Below are 7724 nucleotides of genomic sequence, written 5' to 3' on the forward strand. Positions count from 1 at the left end.
ACTCATATAGTCTGAATTGCCTTGAATTGCCTTGAATCGCCGCGAGTTTCGATATACAGTCACCCTATAGTCACCCTTGCGGGGTTGGACTGTTCAATAACTTAGGGTTAAATCATGGCTTCATATAATATCGAAAAACGCCGTCTTGCTTCAGGCGACTACCGCTATAAGTGCGTAGTACGCGAGAAATCTAAGGGTAAGATTATACACAATGAAAGTAAAACATTCAGTAAAAGAGTGTTGGCTGAGAGTTGGGGCAAGAAACAAGTTAACGATATTGAGCAATCTAGGGTGACTGAAACAAAACAAGCGGTCACCCTAGGCACCCTGATGAACATGTATTTTGAAAATCATGATTTATGGAATGCTACCGGACGTACAAAGCAATTTGTTATTAAGATGCTGATTGATTGCGATATAGCATCGGTTTTATCAAATGAGTTACGCACTAGTGATTTAATTGAACATTGTAAAAATAGGCGTAGCGCTGGTGCAGGGCCTGCAACTATTTATCATGATGTGGCTTACCTACGTAGTGTGATGAAAAAGGCGGGACCTGTTTGGAATATTGATGCTAACCATAAAATATTTGAAGACGCAGTGCCGGTGCTAATCGAGATGGGGTTAGTTGGTAAAAGCCAAAAACGAACCCGCCGCCCCACAGATAATGAACTTGATAAATTGCGCGATGGTTTAAAAGAACGCATGGACTATAGGCCTAACGGTAAAGTGCGCATTCCTTTTTTAGATATTTTGGATTTTAGTATTTTAACATGTATGCGTATTGGCGAGGTGTGTAAACTACGCTGGGAAGATTTGAACGATGATCATAAAACTATTTTAGTCCGTGACAGAAAAGACCCGCGCAAAAAGGAGGGCAATCACATGATTGTGCCTTTGCTTGCTGGCTCGTTTGATATTGTAATGAAACAGCCTAGAAATGATGATTTGATATTTCCTTATAACTCACGATCGGTTACTGCTGGTTTTCAGCGAGTGCGTAATGCATTAGGTATTGAGGATTTACGCTATCACGATTTACGTCGTGAAGGTGCTAGCCGTTTATTTGAAAAAGGTTATTCAATTGAAGAAGTGGCTCAAGTAACAGGCCACCGCAATTTAAATATTCTGTGGCAAGTTTATACGCAATTATTTCCGCATAAATTGCATGATAAGTTTTCATCTGATGGATAACCTGTAAATTTCTTACGCAAATTCGAGTTTTTAAATTTCATTTTTGTTTTTGGTTAACCTATTGTTTTATAATGATTTCATTACCACTTTCAAAAGCCACTCTGATCCTTAAGACCCCACATAAACGAGCTAAGTTATTGTTTATTAGTTTCATTATTTTTAATTCTTCTTAAATTACAGGCGGTTAAACTGTAAAACAGTGAAATTAATCACGATCTTTTCAGATCCTTGATCTGCTAAGAACCTTATATAGGGCGCTGGCTGGCGGTTTAAATGAAGTACTTTAAAACTGTAAAAAAATAACGATAAAGAGCGCGCAGGAGGGTGAGGAAGAGTGCGGATTTCGTGGCATACATTCTGTGTGGGCCTAGTTTCCGTGGCTAGAACCTCGCTGGCCAACATAGACGGCATTAACTTTACTGCAGCGAGTAGCGGGCACTAAAAAGCCCAGCGTGTTGCTGGGCTTGTTTGGTTGGCTTGTGTGTTACTTTGTTATTGGGTCTAGCCTAGATTTTTGGTCTGCTGCTTCACCTGCTTTGCTCGTGAATACTGCGGCTGTAATTGGTGGCGCCATTGTTGGGCTGTGCTTGTGGGTTGCGCATTCTGTTGCTATATCTTTTACTGTTGCCATTAGTTCTGATAGTAATTTAAGTACATTCTCACTGTCGCTACCTACCCATGTTTTAGGGCTCTTATGTTCTTGCTCTTTGGTTGCTATTACTTTGCGTGTTTCACACTGTAGCTCTGCTAATTTACCAATTATGTCTTTTAATGATTCATCGGTTTTGTTTTCAAAGTTGCCGTGTTCATCAATGTGTTGATATACACCATCACGTACTTGGGTGCGGGTTTCACCTTCTTTGATTGCGGGTAAGTCCCAACCAAAGGGTAATACTGTTCTAATAAATGGTTTATCTGCTCGCCCATAAGCAAAGCCAATCTCTACAATCGAACCAATAGCCGGCGGTTCTAGTCGGCCTGCTTTGTCGCCCGCGCCTGGTAATGGTAACGGTACGGCTTGAAGTGGTTTAGATTTAGTGTCTGTGCCGTTTTCGTCTATGAGTTGAACGTTAACAGCATAGCGAGGGTAAAACGCATCGCTGCCACGTTCGCCATCGATGGCGGGTAGTTCTGGCAAAGCGACTACTCTACCCCATCGCGGTAAATGTAATTGGCCGGTTAGTTCTGGAAACAACCGGCGCACAATTCTTAATATCGCTTTTTCCATTGTTACCAACTTATTTGCATGTTTGTGCCTTGAAACTCAACGGCGGTTATACGTTCGTCATTGGCAGTTACGTTTGGGCGTATCATTGGGGCTGCTGGCATTTTTGCGGTTTTGCCTGCTTGATGATCGGTCATGAGTTCTTTTGCTATTGTTACTGGTTTATCAAACCAAAAAGAATCAGCATAACTGCCAACAAATACTTTACCGTTACCCTGTTGATACCAAACAAAATCGGCAATACGGAACGCACGGCCAATATTGTTTAACATGGCATATCCTGAACTATCAGAGTAAAAACACGGTATGGCCGTATCAGCATAGGCTTTATCGGGTATTACAAAATCAACGCCTGTTTGTGCTGTTATCTCATCAAGCACTTGACGCATAGTTGGATGGCGCAGCATCACCGTTAAATTGTAAGCAAGTGATGCAGACCACTCACGGCAAAAAAGCGTAAACCAGCCATTAACCGCAGGTAGCACACGTTCAACATAGCCGTTAAATACTCGGTCAACCATATCGCCCCAACCTAAATCAACCGCAACCGGTGCTAACTTAGCCACACTTTGGTTAACGGTTATTTGGCAGTTACCTGGTGTTGATGCCTGTAGCACTACCCAGTGATCTTTCATATCAACTTTTTCATTATTGATATGAGCGCGAGCAATAAAACGAGCATTAGCGGTGGCCATTATGCGGTTCTTAGTTTTGCAAAGTTATCTTGTAGGTGCTGTTGTAAATTAGCGTATTGCACTTCGCTTTCACCACCTTGCTGATTAGCTTGCGCTTGGGGAGCGCGTTCCTCTACTTTTTCAGGAACCGACCTGCACTCACTAAGCGTAAAATTCACAGCCCATTGCCGGGTAGTTTCTTGTTCAACAGCTTCAATTTTACTGCTAAAACGCACTTGTTTAACCCCTAGCGTATTTGCAGTGCGATTACTTATACGATAAATAACACGCGCTCCGCCCTCAGTCGCTTCGGCTAAATTAAACAAATCGGCCAAGTTATCAGCCATAGTGAAAGGTAAAAAACCACTCACAGCTAACGTTTTAGCCTTAATACCCGTTTCAGCCTGATCAGTACTTGATGATTGGCCGCTGGCGTCTTCGCTGGCAAGCTCTTGGCTAGCCGTAATGCGAAGTGATTTAAGATTTATTGATAGCGAGTTGAGGTTTAGCATTTATCACCTAAAATATGTAAGCAAATATCTGATAGTTATGTAATAAAGCGTCATTAACTGGAGTTCCATCTTTAATGTTTTTAAGATTAATACTCCAATGAATAGAACCTTCATCACCTATACTTCCTGATTTCCATCTAGGTGATAATTCATGTGATAATGGACTGTCACCTATCATGCTCACATTGATCAAATTTGCGGGTTTATATAGCTCTAATTTAATATTACCGTTTAAAAGATCTGATTTATCAATACTTTTTATACCGAAATTTTTCCAACTGTCACTTAGTTCACCTCTATAAATAACACCTGCCGCTACTATTTCAGTACTTTCTTTCATCACACTATTTGGCACCTCTACCTTCTTATTAGTAAACTCACCATATACTTGGCAAAAACCACTTTGTTGTTCTATACCATCACCCGTTATAACCTCAAATTCTAATAAAGTAATTCTTTTAATAGGGTTATCTTTGTTATCTAAGTTTCCAGGATTAAACTTAATAATATTGCTGTCTTTTGTTTTAAAGTCTTTATTATTAAAAGAGAACTTTGTAATGTTACTAAACCTATTTGGTCCATATATTGTTTGGTCAAAGTAAAGAGACGATAAAATAATGGGTGAATGTGTTTGATCTGCTATATAACTGGCAAAATCAATATATCCTGACTTATTTGGATGAACATTGTCTGCAAACATTCCATCCTTTAAGTTTTTATAATCCCCTGTTCCATTTGTAGACCAGTGTAAATAATCGATAATTTCAACATCTTCAAATTCTGATTTAAAGTCTGTTTGGAGCCACGTATTAAATTCACGTGCTTTCTTTTCTTTTGCATCGTTGTATAGAGCATATGCGCCAATATTGCTTAGCATTAAAATAATATTATTATCTTTACAACTTTGTGCAAAATATCTGAAATTGTTTTTCATAGTATCTATTTCAATACCAATACTTATATCGTTAATACCAACATGCAAGTAAACTAAATGCGGCAACTGGCCACCAAAGTTCATTGTTTGATTACCTCTACCATCACCCACTTCTTTTATTTGATGTAATACATCCCTTTCCCATCTACTTTTAATATCTACAGATGTTTGACCACCAATACCATGATTTAAAAATGGAATAGTGAATTTGTTGGATAGCTCAAAGCTTAACTGCCCCACTTGCGATTTATAGCTTTCCATATAATCAACATTCCCTGAAGGGTGAAGCCTTCCGTGCTGTTCTGGATGACCTTCTGCAATAGAGTCTCCAATAAGTACAGCATAAGGCATAACCAAATCTAAATAAGCACCATACTCAGCTTTAACCAAAACACCTGTGTTTGCATCAGTAGACTTAATTGAGTTTGATTGATTAATATCATTAGGCTGATACGCACCATTTGAAAATGCTAAAGTATTAGCGTTAATGCATGACATAAAACCTTTCTTAATTCGATTAACTTCCTCAAACTTTTTATCTGCCTCTAACTTTTTTATAAATGTATCTTGCACCCAGCTTTTTTCAGAAAATTTTGATTCCGATCTAAAGTCATTAATTGTGTTTACATCTATTATTTGAACAAGTTTAAAAACATAATGTTCTATACCATTTACATCAATGTAATCATCCATTTCGGTGTTCGACACAGTAAACACCACTTGTGGTTCCCATTGGCTTGATGCGTTGCCATCGAAGTAAGCATCAACATATACAAATTGCGGATAGCTTTGCAAAGTTAATATTTTCTCATTCTTTAATTCCACACGCAGGCCACTTACATAACCTACGCCCGGTGTTACGCTAAATGTATTGGCGGTTGATCGCGGGACTACTTTAAAGCCATCATCAATAAACCAGTCCTTGCCGTTCATGTCGCTAGCGAGCTGGCGGGTTAGCTCATCCATGCCGCTTAAACGTGCAGTAAAGTCTAACTGCCATGTTTCTGGCGATACGCTAATACCCGCCAAATCTGCTATGCCTGAGTATTCAATACCAAAGTTACGGTTTAGTGTGTTACCGGCACTGCCTGGCGCGGTGATTGTTTTGGCAACAGTTGGTACATGGCTAATGGCTACTAATGTTTGATTTATTGACGAATACAGTCCTACCCAGTTAAATTCAAACGGGCCCGTAACGCTATCGAGAACCGTTGAGTAAACAACTACGTTGTCGTTAATACGGCCTGTTTGCTGCACGTTTTGTTGATGCACAATATAGCTGTTTGGAATGCCTTCGTTGCGATCAATTGTGCCGGTTGGGTCTTGCCCTGCTACGTTAGCAAAAATAAAAGTGTCTATGTCTAATTGTTGGTTAGCCTGTGCCTTGGTTGCAAATAACTTTTCGCCGGCAATCGTTATAACTTGTGCCATGGTTTAATACTCCTGTTTAACATTCGCGACGGTAAATTCAGCATGGCTGTCCATCGTCATAAATCGGTTTGTTGGTAATAAATTGGTATTTAATTTGGCTATAGTGAATTCACCATCACCATCAAAGTTTTTAGGGGGTGCAGCTACAGTTTGCTTGGCAATAGTCACGTATTCATAACGACGAGTCGTTCGCCCATATTGGCGGCATAATGCATTTATTAAATTTTGGCGTTCGCCTAAGTCGGCATCCAGCAGTTGCAAACTCACAACATCCCAATCAACCGTACTTATTCGCTCATCAATGGTTATCCATGGCATACCGAGCTTTTCAAACATATCAAGCCAGCCGCTTTTGCTCCCTGCCCCTTTAGCAAATGGCAAAGCGTACTTAACGCGCGTTCTGTACATCAGCTCTGTTTCGTTAGGTATTTGAGTAATGTCTCGCTCCCATGCGAGTAAATTAACCAACTCAAGTTCGGCGGTCATTGGGTCAAGCTGCTTAGCAGGCCATGCCAGCATGTCTGCTACACGCTGCCAATAAATAACGGCTGCTTGGCGTAGCTTATCGAGCTCACTAGCTGGCCTAGCCAGCCAGTAAGGCATTTTAGTTAGCGCTTGCCAGTTTATGTTCATAGTGCATTACCGTTTTCTATAGTTAGCGCAGTTAAGCGCGGCACATTGTTTTGGCTGGTTATATCGGTTTGGTGCCAATTTAATGAATCAATACCGTCAAACTCTCTATGTAACTCTTGGCTTAATCTGCTAAAGCTAAAGCGGCTAGCGGGTTGTGTTTTAGTCACTGTGTAATCGGTGTTTTCTCTAAACGCACTGCGTATAAAGTTTTCAACGTTTGTTAGCAATGCGGTTACTTGGGTCGCTAATAAATAGCCATGCGGGTAAACAGTTACACCTACACTCACATTTACACCTGGCATAGCAATTACTTGTAAATCGTCGCCATGACCATGGAAGCCTTTTTCCATTACGTATTCGTTTAAATCATCAATTAAGCTTTGGCTGGGTGTACCTGTGTCTAACAAAATATAGGCATTGGCAGTACCAGGGCCACGCGGTGCATCGTGTTCAAAAAATATATTGTCGGTATCAAGGCCACTGCGCTGGGTTAAAATAGCGCGATAAACGGCGTCAATGTGCCAAGGCGCTGCAGCGGTAAATGCGTTACGGGTGCGTAGTTTTAAATCTTGGTTTGTCTCGGCATCCGCGCCAAGCGCATCAAGCCAGTTTTCATCATTAACTGCACTGGCAATACCCGTTACCGACTCAGGTAAAATATGGTAATAACCTGCGCCTAGGTTGTATGCTGCCCCTGCATTTTCGGCAACAACAGGCACTAATACACTTGCTTGGTTTTCAGGTAAAATTACATCATCAACCGTTAGCACACGGTAAACTGTGCCGTTTATAGCGTCGGTTTGTATTACGGTACCGGCGCTAATTAATAAACCTGGTCCTGTAATAGCTGCGCGATTAAATCGCACTTTGCCATGTGCTCGCTCTTCACTTTTACGCGTTAAGTCGTGCTCCCATGCTTTGGCTTCAATAAATTCGCTATCAGTAGCCGTTTGCAAAAATAGATTAGGCAGTATTTTTTCTATTAATATTTTGTTGACTACCCATGTGGCAGGCTTTGCCACAATCGCGCTAATAAGTCGCCAAAATGGTGAATAAGGCGAGTCGTTAGCAATAATACTGCCGCTTTCATCTACGTCTTGTTTAAATAGCGTTTTCCAGCC

The 7724-nt window shown here is 40.7% G+C and carries 7 protein-coding genes; 1 reads left to right on the top strand and 6 read right to left on the bottom strand.

Annotated elements, in window-relative coordinates; genetic code table 11:
* Positions 1-114: 114 nt before the first annotated feature.
* The gene (locus L641_RS0105520) at positions 115-1194 is read left to right on the top strand and encodes a site-specific integrase (RefSeq protein WP_024601353.1); all 1080 of its coding nucleotides are present in this window, start codon (positions 115-117) and stop codon (positions 1192-1194) included.
* 484 nt (positions 1195-1678) lie between these two features.
* Here the strand turns inward: L641_RS0105520 and L641_RS0105525 are convergent, their stop codons facing one another.
* The 6 genes from L641_RS0105525 to L641_RS0105555 form a co-directional block, all read right to left on the bottom strand.
* Positions 1679-2422, bottom strand: a complete 744-nt coding sequence (locus L641_RS0105525) for a hypothetical protein (protein WP_024601354.1) — start codon at positions 2420-2422, stop codon at positions 1679-1681.
* A 2-nt stretch (positions 2423-2424) separates the two neighbouring features.
* Entirely contained in the window at positions 2425-3114 is a 690-nt protein-coding gene (locus tag L641_RS0105530; RefSeq protein ID WP_024601355.1) for a hypothetical protein, read from the bottom strand.
* Positions 3114-3605: a hypothetical protein gene (locus L641_RS0105535; protein ID WP_024601356.1), complete on the bottom strand. Its 492-nt coding sequence runs from the start codon at positions 3603-3605 to the stop codon at positions 3114-3116. Before L641_RS0105535 ends, L641_RS0105530 begins: the two co-directional genes overlap by 1 nt.
* Positions 3606-3612: 7 nt before the next feature.
* Positions 3613-5970 carry a phage tail protein gene (locus tag L641_RS23105; protein WP_084298554.1) on the bottom strand — a complete coding sequence of 786 codons (2358 nt, stop codon included), beginning with the start codon at positions 5968-5970 and terminating at the stop codon, positions 3613-3615.
* 3 nt (positions 5971-5973) lie between these two features.
* Positions 5974-6603 (bottom strand): hypothetical protein, encoded by a 630-nt coding sequence (locus L641_RS0105550; protein WP_029750329.1) that lies wholly within the window; start codon positions 6601-6603, stop codon positions 5974-5976.
* Positions 6600-7724 (bottom strand): baseplate J/gp47 family protein (locus tag L641_RS0105555; protein ID WP_024601358.1); only part of this gene is annotated, 1125 nt, incomplete at its 5' end. The genes L641_RS0105550 and L641_RS0105555, both read right to left, overlap by 4 nt.

The sequence above is a fragment of the Pseudoalteromonas sp. TB41 genome (genome assembly GCF_000497975.1).
In the GTDB taxonomy this organism is placed as follows: domain Bacteria; phylum Pseudomonadota; class Gammaproteobacteria; order Enterobacterales; family Alteromonadaceae; genus Pseudoalteromonas; species Pseudoalteromonas tetraodonis.

Bases quoted from the DNA above. Each gene is read 5' to 3' on its own strand.
- L641_RS0105535 (WP_024601356.1), bottom strand. From the start codon at position 3,605: ATGCTAAACCTCAACTCGCTATCAATAAATCTTAAATCACTTCGCATT.
- L641_RS0105550 (WP_029750329.1), bottom strand. From the start codon at position 6,603: ATGAACATAAACTGGCAAGCGCTAACTAAAATGCCTTACTGGCTGGCT.
- L641_RS23105 (WP_084298554.1), bottom strand. From the start codon at position 5,970: ATGGCACAAGTTATAACGATTGCCGGCGAAAAGTTATTTGCAACCAAG.
- L641_RS0105520 (WP_024601353.1), top strand. From the start codon at position 115: ATGGCTTCATATAATATCGAAAAACGCCGTCTTGCTTCAGGCGACTAC.
- L641_RS0105530 (WP_024601355.1), bottom strand. From the start codon at position 3,114: ATGGCCACCGCTAATGCTCGTTTTATTGCTCGCGCTCATATCAATAAT.
- L641_RS0105525 (WP_024601354.1), bottom strand. From the start codon at position 2,422: ATGGAAAAAGCGATATTAAGAATTGTGCGCCGGTTGTTTCCAGAACTA.